Here is a 14,765-nt window from a genome sequence, read left to right on the forward strand (position 1 = left end):
GCAGGAACAGCGACGACGCCTTCGCGCAGGGCGCCGGCGAGGTGGACGCACGGGCCATGCTGCGGCCCGGACTCGTCTACGACTCCGGTGAGCGGCCGGGCGGTCGCCCGACCGGGACGGTCGCCTCAGACGATCCCGAAGAGCACGGCCGCCGCCAGCACCACCAGCGAGGTCAGCGCCGCCCATTTCACGGTGAAGCGGGTGTGGTCGCCGAACTCCACCTTCGCCATGCCGACCAGGACGTACACCGCGGGCACCAGCGGGCTCGACATGTGCAGGGCCTGGCCGACGAGCGAGGCCCGCGCGATCTCCAGCGGCGACACGCCGTGCGCCGCACCCGCCTCGGCGAGGACCGGCAGGACGCCGAAGTAGAAGCCGTCGTTCGACATGAAGTACGTGAGCGGGAGGCTCAGGAGGCCGGTCACCAGGGCCATGTGCGGGCCCATGCCCTCCGGGACGGCGCCGACGAGCCAGTCGGCCATGGCCGCGACCATGCCGGTGCCGGTGAGGACGCCGGTGAAGACGGCGGCGGCGAAGACCATGCCGGCGACGTTGAGGACGTTGTCGGCGTGGGCGGCGATCCGGGCCTTCTGCTCGGCCATGTTCGGGTAGTTGACGGTGAGGGCGAGGGCGGCGCCGAGCAGGAACAGCACCGGGATCGGCAGCAGTTCCATGATCATGGCGGCGAGCAGCGCGACGGTGAGCGCCGCGTTGAACCAGTACAGCCCGGGGCGCAGCGTCGCGCGGTGCGGGTCGAGGCCCTGGAAGGACCCGCCCCCTTCCGCGCCCTCGGCTCCGGCGGGACGCGGGGCATCGGCGGGACCGGCGGATCCGGCACCCGCGGCGGCACCCGCGCCGGCGCCCCGCGCGGCACCTCCCGCCGCTCCTCCACGGGCCTCTCCGCCGCCGGTCGTCGCGAGCACGGTCTCCGTCTCCGTCTCCGTCTCCGTCTCCGTCTCCGGGGCCAGGGCGCCGTCGAGCGTCAGGTAGCCGACGCGCCTGCGCTCGCGGAGCCCGAGGACGTACGCCAGGACGAAGACGAACAGCAGGCCCGCGCCGAGCGCGGGGATCATCGGCACGAAGATGTCGGCGGCGTCCAGTTTGAGGGCGGTCGCGGCGCGGGCGGTGGGGCCGCCCCAGGGCAGCGTGTTCATGACGCCGTTGGCGGTGGCGGCCACCCCTGTCATGACGACCAGGCTCATGCCGAGCCGCTTGTAGAGCGGATACATCGCCGAGACGGTGATCATGAAGGTGGTCGAGCCGTCGCCGTCGAGCGAGACGATCGCGGCGAGCACCGCCGTACCGACGACCACGCGGACCGGGTCGGCCTTGCAGAAGCGCAGGATGCCCCGGACGATCGGGTCGAAGAGTCCGACGTCGATCATCACGCCGAAGTAGACGATCGCGAACATCAGCATCGCGGCGGTGGGCGCCAGTTTGCCGACGCCGTCGATGACGTAGTCGCCGAGTTGGGCACCCTGCCCGACCGCGACGCAGAAGAGTGCCGGGATCAGCACGAGCGCCGCGATCGGGGACATCTTCTTCAGCATGATCAGGACCAGGAAGGTCGCGATCATGGCGAAGCCGAGGACGGTCAGCATGGAGGACACCTCACGTTCACCCTTGAACTGCCGCCGAGCGGCGGTCCGGACGACCGTAGGTGCCCCCTTCCCGCGTTAACAAGACGTTGACGCGTGAGCAATACGAGCAAAACCCCAGGTCAGAGCGGGGCGGTCAGGTCAGGGCCACGACGTCGACGGGGAAGCCGTTGAGGACCGCGGTGCCCGAGAGCGGGTCGATCAGCGAGCCGTCGAGCAGCTGGTTGACGTTGACGCCGGGGCGGGTGGCGGCCACCGTGAGCCGGGTGCCGGGGCGGTCGTGTCCCCAGCCGTGCGGCAGGCTCACCACGCCCGGGCGCACGGCGTCGGTGACCTCCACCGGCACCTCCAGCTCGCCGCCCTTCCCGGCGACGCGGGCGAGCCCGCCGTCCGTGAGCCCGAGGCGGGCCGCGTCCTCCGGGTGCACCTGGAGGGTGCACCGGTTGGAACCCCCGTTGAGCGAAGGGGCGTTGTGCAGCCAGCTGTTGTTGGAGCGCAGGTGGCGGCGGCCGACGAGCCGGAGCGTCCCCGGCTCCGGTACGTCGTCGAGCGCGGCCCGCAGCCGGGGCAGGTCGGCGGCGATCGGGCCGGGCAGGAGCTCGACGCGGCCGCTGCGGGTCTTCAGCACCTGCGGGAGGCGGGACTTCAGCGGGCCCAGGTCGATGCCGTGCGGGTGCGCCTTCAGCTCGTCGAGGGTGAGTCCGTACGGGCCGAGGCGCAGCATCAGGTCGAGCCGGCGCTCGGGGCCGCTGTCGCCGGCGAGCCGGGCGGCGTACTCCTTGGGGTCCGCGCCGTAGGCGGGTGAGTGCTCCTGGGTGACGGCCCTGGCGAGGGTGGTGTCGACGGCGAGGTCGTCGACGGCGGACGGCGGCGCGCCGTGCATGCCGGAGGCGGCGAGGACGAGGCGGGCGTGGATCTCGCACTCGTCCATCAGCTCCGCTTCGAGGGGGACGGCGGCGGGGGTCCAGCGGACCTGGTCGCGGACGGCGAAGCCGTTGAAGGCGAAGTCGAAGTGGGCGCTCCGGGTGGGCGGCGGCGGGGGCAGGACGACGTCGGCGTGGCGGGTGGTCTCGTTGAGGTACGGGTCGACGGCGACCATCAGGTCGAGGGTGCCGAGGGCGGCGTCGAGGCGTCGGCCGTCGGGGGCGGAGAGGACGGGGTTGGCGGCGATGGTGATCACGGCCCTGATGCGCCCCTCGCCCTCCGTCTCGATCTCCTCGGCGAGCGCGACCATCGGCAACTCGCCCTTGGTCTCGGGGTGGTGGGACACGCGGCTGTGGCGGCGGCCCAGGGCGAAGCCGCGGCCGGGTCCGGCCGGCCGGGGCGCGGGGGCGGTGGCGGAGAGGGGGAAGAGCGCGCCGCCCGGGCGGTCGAGGTTGCCGGTGAGGACGTTGAGGACGTCGACGAGCCAGTTGGCGAGGGTGCCGTACGCGACGGTGGAGCTGCCCATCCGCCCGTAGACGGCGGCGGTGGGCGCGGCGGCGAGTTCGCGGGCGAGCGCGCGGACGGTGGGGGCGTCGATGTCGCAGGCGGCGGCGACGGCCTCGGGGCTGAACTCCCGCACCGCGGCCCTGACCTCATCGACGCCCTCGGTGTGGGCGGCGAGCGGGCCGAGGTCGGTGAGGTCCTCGTCGAAGAGGGTGTGGACGAGGGCGGCGAGGAGCAGCGCGTCGGCTCCGGGGCGGATGGCGACGTGCCGGTCGGCGAGGCGCGCGGTGCGGGTGCGGCGGGGGTCGACGACGGTGAGGGTGCCGCCGCGTCGGCGCAGGGCCTTGAGCCTGCCGGGGAAGTCGGGCGCGGTGCACAGGCTGCCGTTGGAGTCCAGCGGGTTGGCGCCGAGCAGGAGGAGGTGGTCGGTGCGGTCCAGGTCGGGCACGGGGACGGCGAGGGGGTCGCCGAAGAGCAGGCCGCTGGAAACGTGCTTGGGCATCTGGTCGAGCGTGGACGCGGTGAAGACGTTCCGCGTGCCGAGAGCGCCGATGAGGAGCGGCGGGTAGAGGGCTCCGGCCATGGTGTGCACGTTGGGGTTGCCGAGGACGACGCCCACGGAGTCGGGGCCGTACCGCTCGACGAGCGGACGGATGCGCGCGGCGATGGTGTCGAACGCCTCGGCCCAGGTGGCCTCCCGCAGTTCGCCGTCCCGGCGGACGAGGGGGCGGCGGAGCCGGTCCGGGTCGGCGTCGACCTCGGGGAAGGCGGCGCCCTTGGGGCAGACGAACCCCTGGCTGAAGACGTCGTCGCGGTCGCCGCGGGCCCCGGTGACGCGGGTTCCGTCGAGGGTCAGGACGAGCCCGCAGGTGGCTTCGCAGAGGGGGCAGATGCGCAGGGCGGTGGTCAAGGCGTCTCCCGGGGGCGTGGCCAGGCGGCGGTGGCGGACTGCGCCGCCGAGCATACCGACCGGTTGGCACGTAGGGGAGGGTTACGGCGCGGGGGGCGGCGTCAGGGAGGGGGCGAGGTACGCGTGGAGCAGCTGCCGAGTCTCGGCGACGAGCGCCGGATCGCCCTGCGGATCGGCCCGGAAGGCGAGCCGGACGAGGGCGTCGGCGGTCTCCACGCCCACGAGGACCTTGCGGTGGAGCTCCTCGTCGGCGGGCCGGCCCAGATGGGCGGCGAGGAGGGCGCAGATCCGTTCGGCGACGAGGCGGTTGGGGTCCTCGACGACGGCGTCGGCGGCGGCCCCGTTCGCGTCGGGGGCGGCGTCGGCGGCGTCGGCGGTGGCGGCGGTGGCGTCGGCGCCTCCGGCGGCCGTCTCGCCGGGAGCGGGGGCCGGGACGCCGAAGTCGACGAGTGCGAAGCCCGGGACGGTCCGCTTCATCGCGAGGAACTCGTCGAGGACGCCGTCGATCGCGCCGTACGCGTCGAGGCGGGGCGCCGCCGCGAGACGACGGGAGACCCGCTCCGCGTAGTGGTCGAGGTTGCGGTGGGCGAGGGCGGCGACCATCGCGCGCTTGTTGCCGAAGAAGCGGTACACGGAGCCGATCGGGACGCCCGCGCGGACGGCGACGGCGCGGGTGCTCAACTGCTCGTAGCCGACCTCGTCGAGGAGCACGGCACAGGCGTCGAGGATGCGGGCGAGCCGCTCGGCGCTGCGCTGCTGCACGGGGGCGCGGCGGAACACCGCGGCGGTCTGGGGGCGGGTCTGGGGCACGGGATCCATGATGCCGCTCCGGTCCCCGCCGGGGGCAGCCGTTCCGGGCAACGGCGCAGCCGGGCGCAGGCCGGGCGAGGGGGTGGCGCAGGCCGGGCGAGGGGCCGGCCGCCGCCGGGCGAAGGACCGGGCGCGGGCGCGCCGGGAGGCCCTTGGTTCGGGCGAGCAGACCCCCGCGCACGCCCGGTCCGGGGGCTCCCCGGCCGGGCGCCCCGTTGACGGGAGCGGGTGCGGAATCCTACGGTCACCCATAGGATTCCCTTGCGGGCTCAGGACAGGAGCGGGCGATGACCACGGAGCAGGCCAGGAAGACGGCCGAGGCGCTCACCTACAGCACCGGATTCGGCAACGAGCACAGCTCGGAGGCGGTCCCCGGCGCACTGCCGGACGGCCGGAACTCGCCGCAGCGCGCCCCCCTCGGCCTCTACGCCGAGCAGCTCAGCGGCAGCGCCTTCACCGAGCCGCGGGCCCACAACCGCCGCTCCTGGCTCTACCGGATCCGGCCCTCGGCCGCGCATCCGCCGTTCACCCGGACCGACAACGGCGCCCTCGCGGGCGCGCCCTTCACCGGGACGGTGCCGGACCCCAACCGGCTGCGCTGGAACCCGCTGCCCGAGCCCGCGCCCGGCACCGACTGGCTGGCCGGGCTGTGGACCCTCGGCGGCAACGGCGACGTGACGCAGCGCACCGGCATGGCCGTGCACCTCTACCACGCCAACGCCTCCATGGAGCGGGTCTTCGGCGACTCCGACGGCGAGCTGCTGATCGTGCCCGAGCGCGGCGGCCTCCTCCTGCGCACGGAGCTGGGGCTGCTCGCCGCCCGCCCCGGCGAGGTCGCGCTGATCCCGCGCGGGGTCCGCTTCCGCGTCGAGCTGCTGGACGAGACCGCCCGCGGGTACGTCTGCGAGAACTACGGCGCCCCGTTCCAGCTGCCGGACCTCGGCCCGATCGGCGCCAACGGCCTCGCCAACGCCCGCGACTTCCGCGCCCCCGTCGCCGCCTACGAGGACGTCGAGGGCCCGGTCGAGGTGGTCAACAAGTACTGCGGCAACCTCTGGTCGGCGACGTACGGCCACTCCCCGCTGGACGTCGTCGCCTGGCACGGCAACCACACCCCGTACGTCTACGACCTGCGGCGCTTCAACGTCATCGGGACGATCTCCTACGACCACCCCGACCCGTCGATCTTCACCGTCCTCACCGCGCCCTCCGACACCCCGGGCCTCGCGGGCGTCGACTTCGTCGTCTTCGCGCCGCGCTGGCTGGTCGGCGAGGACACCTTCCGCCCGCCGTACTTCCACCGGAACGTGATGAGCGAGTACATGGGCCTCATCGAGGGCGCCTACGACGCCAAGGCGGAGGGCTTCGTGCCGGGCGGCGGCTCGCTGCACAACATGATGTCGGCGCACGGCCCCGACCGGGAGACCTTCGACCGGGCGAGCGCCGCCGAGCTGAAGCCGCAGAAGATCGACGACGGTCTGGCCTTCATGTTCGAGACCCGCTGGCCGGTGGCCACGACCCCGCAGGCCGTGAACGCCGACCATCTGCAGAAGGGGTACGACGACGTGTGGCAGGGTCTTGAGCGCCACTTCCGGTCGTAGTGTCCCGGCCGTAAGCCCGTAGCCGTCGTACGGAGATCCCCGTGACCGCCTTCGCCCCCGACTCGCTGGTCCTGAACCGCAAGCTGCCGCTGTGGTACCAGGTCTCGCAGTCCCTGCGCGCCTCCATACTGGGCCGCGCGCCCGACGCGTCGCTGCGGCTGCCCACCGAGGAGCAGCTCGCCGCGCACTACGGCGTGAGCGTGCTGACCATGCGCCAGGCGCTCAAGGAGCTGGAGGAGGAGGGGCTGATCAGCCGCCACCGGCGGCGCGGCACCTTCATCGAGCCGGGTGCGCGGCGCTCCACCCCGCGCCGGCTGCTCGGCTCGATCGACGCGATCGTGGCCCAGCAGTCGGGCGAGCGGACCACGCTCCTCGGGCACGGCACGGAGCCCGTGCCCGGGGAGCTGGCGGAGTACTTCCCCGAGGTGCCGGAGGTCGTGGCGTACCGGCGGCTGCGCGCGGACGGGGAGAGCGGCGAGCCGACGAACTGGGCGGAGAACGCGGTCCTGCCCGAGGTGGCGGCGGCGATCGACCCGGCCGACCTGGAGCGCTGGCCGATGACGAAGGTGCTGCGGGACGCGGTGGGCGTGCGGATCAGCCGGATCACGGACACGGTCGAGGCCCGGCTCGCCGACCCGGAGACGGCGACGCTCCTCCAGGTCCCGCTGCTCTCGCCGATCCTGCACTACACGGGCGTGACGTACGACGAGGCGGGCCGGGTCGTGGACGTGGCCCGCATTCGCTACCGGGGCGACCGGTTCTCCTTCACCGTGACGGTGGAAGCCCACTGACGGTGGGTGGAAGCCCACTGAGGCGGTGGAGGCCCGCTGAGGGCGGTCGTTAGCATGCGGGGCGTGACGGAAGCCTCTGGACCGGTCGGCGACGCGCCCCTCCTCGACGAGCTGATGCCCTGGTCCGTCGCGCCGCTGCGGTTCGGGCGGTCGTGGATCGTCGCCCCCGACGTCCGTACGCTGCGGGCCCGCTGGGACCGGCTGGTGGCGGCCGAGGGAGCGGAGCGCGAGGCGCTGTTCCGGCCGAGCAGGGCGCGGACCCCCGCGAGCGCGGTGGCGGCGCTGCCCGGTCAGCGGACCGGGACCGTGCGGTTCGTCCGCGAGTCCGGCCCGTGTCCCGCGCCCGTACGGGTGGCGCACGCGCCGTTCGACGAGCAGTGGCTGCTCCCCGACCACCGGCTGATCGACACCGCCCGCCCCGAGCTGTGGCGGGTGGCGGGCGAGCCGCAGCTCTTCGCCGTCGAGCAGGGGTACGTGCCGGCGGCGGCCGGGCCCGCGCTCCTGGTGACGGCGGCGCTGCCGGAGGGCCGCTCCCCCGCGGGGCGCCCGGGGCGGATCCGGCCGCTGTTCCGCCGCCCGGGAGGCCTGGAGCCCAACCTCGCGCCGGGGCTGCTCGACGCCCTCGGCGCGCGGTACGGCCGCCGGGTCGACGCCCCGGAGTTCCTGGCGTGGACGGTGGCGGCCGCCCTCCCCTCCCCCGCCGGATGCCGGGTGCCGCTGCCCGCGGAACCGGAGGTGTGGGCGGCGGGCGTGGCCCTGGGCCGGGAGCTGCTGGACGTCCAGCTGCGCGGGGCGCTCAGCGGGACGCGGCCGCGGCTGCCCGGCGGGCGGCGCCCCTATGTGCGGGCGGCGGTCCCGGCACGGCCGGGGACCATGACGTACGAGGCCGGGGACGAGGTCCTGTGCCTCGGCGAGGGCCGGATCTCGCCCGTGCCGGCGGAGGCCTGGGATTTCCGGGTCGGCGGGGTGCGGGTCCTGGAGCAGTGGTTCGAGCGCAGGACGGCGCCGGCCGAGCCCGGCTCGCTGGAGGCGATCGGCCCGGCGGCCTGGCCGCAGGAATGGACCTCGGAGCTGCTGGAGCTGATCACGGTCCTGGCGCTGCTGGGGGCGCGGGAGGCGGAGCGGGCCGCGTTCGCGGCGGAACCGGGTGGCCTCGGCCGGACGGCGCTGGAGGCGGCGGGGGTGCTCCCGGTACCGGACCGGGCGCGCCGCCCCGCGTCCGTACTGGACCACCGGGAGGAAGGGCCGGAGGGGCAGTTCGCGCTGCTCTGACGCCCGGCCCGGGGGCGGCAGGTGACAGGGGCCGGGCCCGCAGGGTAGGCAGGGCTGTCATGAGCACTCAGCCACTCCCCCTGGAGGGGATCACGGTCGTCGCCGTCGAGCAGGCCGTCGCCGCCCCCTTCGCCACCCGGCAGCTCGCCGACCTCGGCGCGCGGGTCGTGAAGGTCGAGCGCCCCGACGGCGGGGACTTCGCCCGGGGGTACGACACGGCGGCCCGCGGCCTCGCCTCGCACTTCGTCTGGTGCAACCGCGGCAAGGAGTCCCTCGCGGTCGACCTGAAGGACCCGCGCGGACTCGCCCTGGTGCGGCGCCTGGTGGCGGACGCCGACGTCTTCGTGCAGAACCTCGCGCAGGGCGCGGCGGCCCGCCTCGGCCTCGACGCGGCGACGCTGTGCGCGGCGCACCCGCGGCTGGTCGCGGTCGACGTCTCCGGGTACGGGGCGGAGGGACCGTACGCCCACAAGCGGGCCTACGACATGCTCGTGCAGTGCGAGGCCGGTCTCGTCTCCGTCACCGGCACGCCGGAGCGGCCCGTCAAGTCCGGCGTCCCGGCCGCCGACATCGCGGCCGGGATGTACGCCTTCTCCGGTGTCCTCGCCGCTCTCGTACGGCGCGGCACGACCGGGCGCGGCGGTCCGGTGGAGGTGTCGCTGTTCGATTCCCTCGCCGAGTGGATGGGGCATCCGTTGCACCACGGGATGCACGGGGGCACGGCCCCGGCGCGCACGGGGCTCGCGCACGCCGTGATCGCGCCCTACGACGCCTATCCGACGGCGGACGGGGACCTGGTGCTGCTCTCGGTGCAGAACGACCGGGAGTGGCGGCGCCTCGCCGAGCGGGTGATCGGCCGCCCCGGGCTCGCCGACGACCCGGCGTTCGCGACGAACGCGGCGCGGGTGGCGGGGCGCGGGGCGACGGACGCGGTCGTGGCGGAGGCCCTGGCGCCGCTGTCCGTGGCGGAGGCCCTGGCGCGCCTGGAGGCGGCGGGGATCGCCTGTGCCCGGCTCAACTCGGTGGCGCAGCTCGCGGAGCATCCGCAGCTGACGGCCCGGGGCCGCTGGCGCGAGGTGGAGACGCCGGTGGGGCCGCTGCGTGCGCTGCTGCCGCCGGTGGTCTTCCCGGACGCGCCGGAGCCGCGCATGGACCGCGTGCCCGCGCTGGGGCAGGACACGGACGCGATCCTGGCGGATCTGGGCGTGCCGGTGTCCGAGGTGAGGGAACTGCGGGAGGCGGGGGTCGTCGCCTGAGCGGTGCGGGACGCGCCGCCCGCCGGTCACGGCGCGACCGCGGCTCCGCCGGACGGGCGGGGACACGTCCGGCGGGGTCGCGGTCGGATGACGTACGGGCGGGCCGGGCCGACGTGGGCGGGATGCGTCGGGGTACGCGGGGCCGGGCCCGGCCGGTGGCTAGCCGCGCGCGCCGAAGAGCGAGCGGCGCAGGCGGCGGAGCGGTGCGAAGAGCGAGACGCGCGCGCTGCGGCTGCGGTGACCCTGCACCGGCGCCTCGTGCGTACGTGTCGTCAGTTCCCGCATGAGCAGCGTCGCCTCGGCCACCTCGCGCTGCGGCAGGGCGGGTCCGCCCAGCACCGAGAGATGGCGGTCGAGCCGCGAACTGGTCGCGCTGCTCCCGCAGGTGATGGCAGGCACTCGCGGCCTGCTGCGCATTGCTATCTGTTCCATGTCACTCCCCACCCGTACGAGGGCACCCGGCCCGGGCAGGTTAACCCTATCGCCCCACCATGACACGCGTGTATCCCGGCGACGCGATTCACCGCACTCGTACGGTGATTGACGGTCACTGTCCGAATCCATCTGATTCCAGGCCGAGTTGGACAGCGGTCGAACACCTGTCGAATCGTCACGAACCCTCCCCGGGGGCCCGTGGACGCCCACTGCGAGGGTGAACGCGGTGTGATCTCCACCACCACGATCATGCTACTCGTCTACCCACGCCGGGCGCACACGAACGGGGGCGGGTGGAGCGGGCTCGGCTACCGTGGATCCATGACGGTGATCGCGGGTCGTTACCGGCTTCTCGACCTTCTGGCGGAGGGCGCCACGGGCACGGTGTGGCGCGCCCGCGACGAGACCACCGGCGGCGAGGTCGCCGTCAAGGAGGTCCACGCCCCGCCCGGCCTGGCCGCGGCGGAGGAGCGGCGGCTCCACGAACGGATCGCGGGCGAGGCGCGGGCGGCGGGACGGCTCGACCACCCCGGCATCGCCCGCGTGTACGACGTGGCCGTCGAGCGGGGCCGGCCGTGGATCGTCATGGAGCTGGTCCGGGGCCTCACCCTGGCCGAGACCGTGGAGGCCGACGGCCCGCTGGACGACCGGGAGGCCGCGCGCGTCGGCGCCGACGTCCTCGCCGCGCTGGACGCGGCCCGGGCGGCGGGCGTCCCGCACCGGGACCCCGGACCGGACCGGGTGCTGCTCGCCAACGACGGGCGGACGGTCGTGACCGGCTTCGGTACGGCGACGGGCGGGGCGACGGCCGGGACCGCGCACCGCGCCGACGCGGACACGAGCGCCGAAGCGCGCGCCGAGGGGTCCGCCGAGGACCTGCGGGCGGTGGGCGCGCTCCTGGAGGCCGCCGTCGGCGGCCGTCCGACCGGCCCGCTGGCCGCCGTGGTCGAGGGGCTGCTCCGGGAGGACCCGGAGGCCCGCACCCCGGCGGACCGGGCCGAGCGGGAGCTGCGCCGGATCGCGGCGGGCGGGACGCCCGACGGGGACGTGCGCCCGGCCTCGCACCCCCAGGACCGGGAGGCGCGGCGGCGCACCAGCGACGGAGAAGGGGACGGGGAGGGGGCCGGAGGGGGATCCGGCGTCGGCGCGGGGAGCACGGCGGGGCCGGGCCCCGGTTCCTCACCCACCGTCACGAAGAGGCCCCCGCGCGGGCCCCGTCGGGGCGCCGTGCTCGCGGCCGGGATCGTCGGCGCGCTTCTGCTCGCGGGGGCGTTGGCGTTTCATCTGCTGAGGGACGGGGAACCGGGCACCGGTCCGGGCGGGGGCGATCCTTCGAGCACCGCCCCGGCCGAACCCGGTGCCACGGTCACGGGGAACGTCCCGACCGTTACAGCACGGCCCTGAAGCTGGGCAGGTAGCCGCCGGACTGGCCGGCCGCGGTCGGGTGGTACGACTCGCCGATGTTGAGCCAGTTGACGCTGTGCAGCCAGGCCGAGCCGGAGCAGATCTCGTGGCCGGTGAAGGCGGGGACGACGCTGGCGAAGGTGTAGCCGTGGTCGGCGGCGCGCTTGGCGGTGGCCGCGTTGAGGTAGTCGGCGGCGCCGTTGATGGCACGGCGCTCGTTCTCGCTGAGGCCGGCGATGCAGCTGCCGGAGAGCTGGTAGAAGCGCGGGTATCCGAGGACGACGACGCGGGCGGCCGGAGCCTTGTTCCTGATGGCGGTGTAGACGGAGTCGAGCTTGCCGGGGAGCGTGGTGTCGACGTAGCTCTTGGCCTGATTCACACGGTTGATGCAGGTGGACTCGGACTGGAGCACACAGGTGGTCATGACGTCGGCGAAACCGGCGTCATTTCCCCCGATCGTGACGGAGACCAGGTCGGTGGCGGACGAGAGCGGGCCGAGCTGATTGGCGGTCACATCACCCGTTCGGGCGCCCGAGCAGGCGGTGAAGGCGAAGGACGAGGGGGCGTTCGCGTTGGCCCACAGCCGGGGGTAAGCCTTGGTGGAGCGCTTGCAGTCGCCGCTGGCGCTGTCGTAGCTGCCGGCGCCGACGCCGGAGGAGTACGAGTCGCCCAGGGCCACGTAGTCGAGGGCGGCGGTCTCGGCCGCGTTCGCCGCGCCCGCACCGGTGAGTGCGAGGACGGCGCCGAGCAGGAGCGAGGACGAAAAGGCCGCGAATCGGGACAGTTTCATGGGACCTCCTGTAGCAGGATCTCTGCGCTACCAGGTAGTAGCATCGGATCCGCCGCTCCGGAAGTGTTCATGTCAAAACTGGAGATGAAGTCCGGCCGACGCCTGCTCAGAAACCGGCGGTTTCAAGCCACCTGAGGAACCGGAACTTCCACTCCCGCCTCTGAGAGGGATTGACAGAATCCGATCGGGACGGTTGCACATCTGACCGTCGAAGCTTCGCCAATCTACGGAAAAGCGGGCCACAGATCCGGCACTTGCCATACAGTCCCATTCATCAATACCGTCGTACATCTCACCCGCACCGAACCGTGCCGAACGCCGCCCAGGGGAGGGCACAGGCGTCGCGACGGACCACGGCGCGGGGCGCGGTAGGGGGGTGCCGTGCTCGGTGTTCGAACGTGCGCCGAGTCGCGGGTACCGCGCGGCCAGTCATGCCAACTCGCCGATCCCGTACGGAGATCGCTGCCGTGCGGGCGGGGTGAGAACCCCCCTTTCGTAACCGGACACACCATCGGACCGCCCAAGGGGTGGGCGGCCCACCGGACGAGAGGGAAACCGGACCATGAGCTCGTTCCTGCGCCCTGCCACGGGCCAAGAAATCACCGAGCCGAGTCGAATAGCGGCCGAATACCGGGCCATCACCTCGCATTTGGCGATCACTCCGCCGGTGAGTGTCGTCATCCCGGCGATGAACGAAGCCGAAAATCTTCCGTACGTCTTCCAGACGCTGCCGGAATGGATTCACGAAGTCGTCCTCGTCGACGGAAATTCCACGGACAACACGGTCGAGGTCGCCCGTGACCTGTGGCCGGACGTCAAGGTCGTGAAGCAGGTCGGCAAGGGCAAGGGCGACGCGCTGATCAGCGGATTCGCCGCGTGCACCGGCGACATCATCGTCATGGTCGACGCCGACGGCTCGGCCGACGGCCAGGAGATCGTCAGTTATGTCTCCGCCCTCGTGGGCGGCGCCGACTTCGCCAAGGGCTCGCGCTTCGCCAACGGCGGCGGCACGGACGACATGACCACCATCCGGCGCCTCGGCAACTGGGCCCTGTGCACCCTCGTCAACCGCAAGTTCGGCGCCCGGTACACCGATCTCTGCTACGGCTACAACGCCTTCTGGCGGCACTGCCTCGACAAGATCACCCTCGACTGCACCGGATTCGAGATCGAGACCTTGATCAACATCCGCGTCGTCAAGGCCGGTCTCAAGGTGCAGGAGGTGCCCAGCCACGAGTACCTCCGCATCCACGGCGTCAGCAACCTCAACGCGGTGCGCGACGGCATCCGCGTCCTCAAGGTCATCCTCAAGGAGAAGGCCGTCAGCCGGGCCGCGCGCCGCCGGCCCGCCGCCTTCTCGGTGAACGTCCCCCGCGGAGGGGTCTCTTGAGCGACCGTCCGTCCCCGCCCGGCTTCTCGGTGGTGATCTGCGTCTACACGGAGGAGCGGTGGGAGGACATCCTCGCCGCCGTCGACTCCGTACGGAAGCAGTCCCTGGCGCCGCTGGAGACGCTGCTCGTGGTCGACCACAACGAGCGGCTGCTCCACCGGCTCACCGAGGAGTACGCGGACGCACGGCTCCGTGAGGAGGTGCGGGTGCTCGCCAACGCGGGCCCCCGCGGCCTCTCCTCCGGACGCAACACCGGCATCGCCGCCGCCCGCGGCGAGTTCGTGGCCTTCCTCGACGACGACGCCGTCGCCGCTCACGACTGGCTCCACCACCTCGCCGCCGCCTACGACGACCCGCGGGTCATGGCCGTCGGCGGCCGGACCCTCCCCGCCTGGGCCTCCGGCCACCGCCCGGCCTGGTTCCCCGAGGAGTTCGACTGGGTCGTCGGCTGTACGTACCGGGGGCTGCCCCCCGGCCGCGTCCGGGTGCGCAACGTCCTCGGCGGCAACGCCTCCTTCCGGCGCACCGCCTTCGACGCGGCGGGCGGCTTCGCCACCGGCATCGGCCGGGACGGCGACCGGCGGCCGCTCGGCTGCGAGGAGACGGAGCTGTGCATCCGCCTCGCCCAGGCGCTGCCCGGCGCCGTCCTGCTCATCGACGACCGGGCCGTCATCCACCACAAGGTGCCCGCCGCCCGCGAGCGCTTCGCCTACTTCCGCACCCGGGTCTACGCCGAGGGGCTCTCCAAGGCGCTGGTCGCCCGGAGCGTCGGCGCGCAGAAGGGCCTGGAGTCCGAGCGGCGCTACACCACGCGGGTGCTGCCCGCCGGGGTGCTGCGCGGGCTCGGCGACGCGCTGCGCGGCCGCGCGGGCGGCGCCGGGCGGGCCGGAGCGATCGTCGCGGGCGTGACCGGCGCGGCCGTCGGCTACGTCCTCGGCACCCTGCGGTCCCGGCGCGGCGGCGCGCCGACGTTCTCCTGGGGGCCGATCGAACCGGCGGAGGCGGCGGGGCCGGCCGTGACCGCCGCAGCCGACGGCGACGCGAAGGGGGCGGCCGCGTGAGCGGGCCCGCGACGGGGGC

General features: G+C 74.0%; 12 protein-coding genes. 7 read left to right on the forward strand and 5 right to left on the reverse strand.

Annotated elements, in window-relative coordinates:
* Positions 1–125: 125 nt before the first annotated feature.
* From ACWDVG_RS25850 to ACWDVG_RS25860, 3 genes are all read right to left on the reverse strand, one after another.
* Positions 126–1,601 (reverse strand): CitMHS family transporter, encoded by a 1,476-nt coding sequence (locus tag ACWDVG_RS25850; RefSeq protein WP_451702342.1) that lies wholly within the window; start codon positions 1,599–1,601, stop codon positions 126–128.
* Positions 1,602–1,734: 133 nt separating this feature from the next.
* Positions 1,735–3,990, reverse strand: coding sequence for a molybdopterin oxidoreductase family protein (locus ACWDVG_RS25855; RefSeq protein ID WP_451702345.1), 2,256 nt, complete (start codon positions 3,988–3,990; stop codon positions 1,735–1,737).
* 27 nt (positions 3,991–4,017) lie between these two features.
* The gene (locus tag ACWDVG_RS25860; protein WP_451702348.1) at positions 4,018–4,755 is read right to left on the reverse strand and encodes a TetR family transcriptional regulator; all 738 of its coding nucleotides are present in this window, start codon (positions 4,753–4,755) and stop codon (positions 4,018–4,020) included.
* A gap of 278 nt (positions 4,756–5,033) precedes the next feature.
* Between ACWDVG_RS25860 and hmgA the strand changes: the two genes are divergently transcribed.
* From hmgA to ACWDVG_RS25880, 4 genes are read left to right on the forward strand one after another with little or no spacing between them, the layout of a single operon-like run.
* A complete protein-coding gene (gene hmgA / locus ACWDVG_RS25865) occupies positions 5,034–6,347 on the forward strand; it encodes a homogentisate 1,2-dioxygenase (protein WP_451702350.1) in 1,314 nt (437 codons plus the stop codon).
* Positions 6,348–6,388: 41 nt separating this feature from the next.
* Positions 6,389–7,138, forward strand: coding sequence for a GntR family transcriptional regulator (locus ACWDVG_RS25870; RefSeq protein WP_451702353.1), 750 nt, complete (start codon positions 6,389–6,391; stop codon positions 7,136–7,138).
* A gap of 54 nt (positions 7,139–7,192) precedes the next feature.
* A complete protein-coding gene (locus ACWDVG_RS25875) occupies positions 7,193–8,410 on the forward strand; it encodes a type ISP restriction/modification enzyme (protein WP_451702355.1) in 1,218 nt (405 codons plus the stop codon).
* A 59-nt stretch (positions 8,411–8,469) separates the two neighbouring features.
* Entirely contained in the window at positions 8,470–9,666 is a 1,197-nt protein-coding gene (locus ACWDVG_RS25880; protein WP_451702358.1) for a CaiB/BaiF CoA transferase family protein, read from the forward strand.
* Positions 9,667–9,825: 159 nt separating this feature from the next.
* Here ACWDVG_RS25880 and ACWDVG_RS25885 read toward each other — a convergent pair whose 3' ends face one another.
* The gene (locus tag ACWDVG_RS25885; RefSeq protein ID WP_451702360.1) at positions 9,826–10,098 is read right to left on the reverse strand and encodes a hypothetical protein; all 273 of its coding nucleotides are present in this window, start codon (positions 10,096–10,098) and stop codon (positions 9,826–9,828) included.
* Positions 10,099–10,422: 324 nt separating this feature from the next.
* On the opposite strand from ACWDVG_RS25885, the gene ACWDVG_RS25890 reads away from it, so the two are divergent.
* A complete protein-coding gene (locus ACWDVG_RS25890; RefSeq protein WP_451702362.1) occupies positions 10,423–11,505 on the forward strand; it encodes a protein kinase domain-containing protein in 1,083 nt (360 codons plus the stop codon).
* Here the strand turns inward: ACWDVG_RS25890 and ACWDVG_RS25895 are convergent.
* Positions 11,489–12,295 carry an SGNH/GDSL hydrolase family protein gene (locus ACWDVG_RS25895; protein ID WP_451702364.1) on the reverse strand — a complete coding sequence of 269 codons (807 nt, stop codon included), beginning with the start codon at positions 12,293–12,295 and terminating at the stop codon, positions 11,489–11,491. The genes ACWDVG_RS25890 and ACWDVG_RS25895 overlap by 17 nt on opposite strands.
* A gap of 562 nt (positions 12,296–12,857) precedes the next feature.
* Here ACWDVG_RS25895 and ACWDVG_RS25900 point away from each other — a divergent pair.
* Together ACWDVG_RS25900 and ACWDVG_RS25905 are read left to right on the forward strand one after the other, a co-directional pair.
* Positions 12,858–13,685: a glycosyltransferase family 2 protein gene (locus tag ACWDVG_RS25900; RefSeq protein ID WP_451702366.1), complete on the forward strand. Its 828-nt coding sequence runs from the start codon at positions 12,858–12,860 to the stop codon at positions 13,683–13,685.
* On the forward strand, positions 13,682–14,746 hold the full coding sequence (locus tag ACWDVG_RS25905) for a glycosyltransferase family 2 protein (RefSeq protein WP_451702368.1): 1,065 nt from the start codon (positions 13,682–13,684) through the stop codon (positions 14,744–14,746). Before ACWDVG_RS25900 ends, ACWDVG_RS25905 begins: the two co-directional genes overlap by 4 nt.
* The last annotated feature ends 19 nt before the right edge of the window (positions 14,747–14,765 follow it).

The sequence above is a fragment of the Streptomyces sp. NPDC003327 genome, assembly GCF_053589515.1.

Excerpts from the sequence above, each read along its gene's own strand:
- ACWDVG_RS25850 (WP_451702342.1), bottom strand. The coding sequence starts at position 1,601 with ATGCTGACCGTCCTCGGCTTCGCCATGATCGCGACCTTCCTGGTCCTG.
- ACWDVG_RS25855 (WP_451702345.1), bottom strand. The coding sequence starts at position 3,990 with ATGCTCGGCGGCGCAGTCCGCCACCGCCGCCTGGCCACGCCCCCGGGA.
- ACWDVG_RS25860 (WP_451702348.1), bottom strand. The coding sequence starts at position 4,755 with ATGGATCCCGTGCCCCAGACCCGCCCCCAGACCGCCGCGGTGTTCCGC.
- hmgA (WP_451702350.1), top strand. The coding sequence starts at position 5,034 with ATGACCACGGAGCAGGCCAGGAAGACGGCCGAGGCGCTCACCTACAGC.
- ACWDVG_RS25875 (WP_451702355.1), top strand. The coding sequence starts at position 7,193 with ATGCGGGGCGTGACGGAAGCCTCTGGACCGGTCGGCGACGCGCCCCTC.
- ACWDVG_RS25880 (WP_451702358.1), top strand. The coding sequence starts at position 8,470 with ATGAGCACTCAGCCACTCCCCCTGGAGGGGATCACGGTCGTCGCCGTC.
- ACWDVG_RS25885 (WP_451702360.1), bottom strand. The coding sequence starts at position 10,098 with ATGGAACAGATAGCAATGCGCAGCAGGCCGCGAGTGCCTGCCATCACC.
- ACWDVG_RS25890 (WP_451702362.1), top strand. The coding sequence starts at position 10,423 with ATGACGGTGATCGCGGGTCGTTACCGGCTTCTCGACCTTCTGGCGGAG.
- ACWDVG_RS25895 (WP_451702364.1), bottom strand. The coding sequence starts at position 12,295 with ATGAAACTGTCCCGATTCGCGGCCTTTTCGTCCTCGCTCCTGCTCGGC.
- ACWDVG_RS25900 (WP_451702366.1), top strand. The coding sequence starts at position 12,858 with ATGAGCTCGTTCCTGCGCCCTGCCACGGGCCAAGAAATCACCGAGCCG.